Annotated in this window: 1 protein-coding gene; it reads left to right on the forward strand. The window is 58.2% G+C overall.

The window, feature by feature from the left end; genetic code table 11:
- Positions 1 to 215: 215 nt before the first annotated feature.
- Positions 216 to 1288, forward strand: a 1073-nt coding sequence (locus ACRESJ_RS27615; protein ID WP_431760694.1) for a flavin monoamine oxidase family protein, incomplete at its 3' end; no start/stop codon positions are given.

Genomic DNA, 1288 nt, shown 5'->3' on the forward strand with positions numbered 1-1288 from the left:
AGCTCGCTCCTACAAATGCCTTAACTGACCAGCATTAGGGCAGCCTCGCTCCTACAGTGGTCAGTGTGCGTATCAACATCGTCATATTGAATGTTAAATCATCAAAACGACGACACTTTGCGTCTTATTAACGTGTTCATCGCTCTCTAGAATGGCTGGCATCTTTTCCTATACTCAGATGCGCATTCCGCGTCGGGTCGCCAGTAAGGTCAGCCATGAACAAGAACAATCGCCACCCTGCAGACGGTAAGAAACCAGTCACCATTTTCGGCCCGGACTTTCCTTTCGCCTTTGACGACTGGATCGAACACCCGGCCGGTTTGGGCAGCATTCCCGAGCACAATCACGGTGCCGAAGTGGCGATTGTCGGTGGCGGGATTGCCGGCCTTGTGGCCGCCTACGAGCTGATGAAGCTGGGCCTGAAACCGGTTGTCTACGAAGCCTCGAAAATGGGCGGTCGCCTGCGTTCTCAGGCCTTCAACGGGACTGATGGCATCGTTGCCGAGCTGGGCGGCATGCGTTTTCCGGTGTCATCTACCGCGTTCTATCACTACGTCGACAAGCTGGGTCTAGAGACAAAACCCTTCCCTAACCCGCTAACGCCTGCCTCCGGCAGCACCGTGATCGATCTGGAAGGCCAAACCCATTACGCACAAAAATTGGCGGATCTTCCTGCCTTGTTCCAGGAAGTGGCTGACGCCTGGGCTGATGCGCTGGAGGAAGGATCGCGCTTCGGCGACATCCAGCAGGCCATCCGCGACCGCGACGTGCCCCGCCTGAAAGAACTGTGGAATACCCTGGTGCCTCTGTGGGACGACCGCACCTTCTACGACTTCGTCGCCACGTCAAAAGCGTTCGCCAAACTGTCGTTCCACCACCGCGAAGTGTTCGGCCAGGTCGGCTTCGGCACTGGCGGCTGGGACTCCGACTTCCCGAATTCGATGCTGGAAATCTTCCGCGTGGTCATGACCAACTGCGACGATCACCAGCACCTGGTGGTCGGCGGCGTCGAGCAAGTACCACAAGGGATCTGGCGTCATGTGCCGGAACGTTGCGTGCACTGGCCTGAAGGCACAAGCCTCAAATCGTTGCACCGGGGCGCGCCCCGCTCCGGCGTGAAAAAAATCGCCCATGCACCGGGCGGCCGTTTTGCGGTCACCGACAACAATGGCGACACCCGCGAATACGCCGCCGTACTGACCACTTGCCAGAGCTGGCTGCTGACCACCCAGATCGAATGCGACGAAACCCTGTTCTCGCAAAAGATGTGGATGGCCCTGGACCGCAC

The organism is Pseudomonas sp. (assembly GCF_050739655.1).
GTDB lineage: Bacteria > Pseudomonadota > Gammaproteobacteria > Pseudomonadales > Pseudomonadaceae > Aquipseudomonas.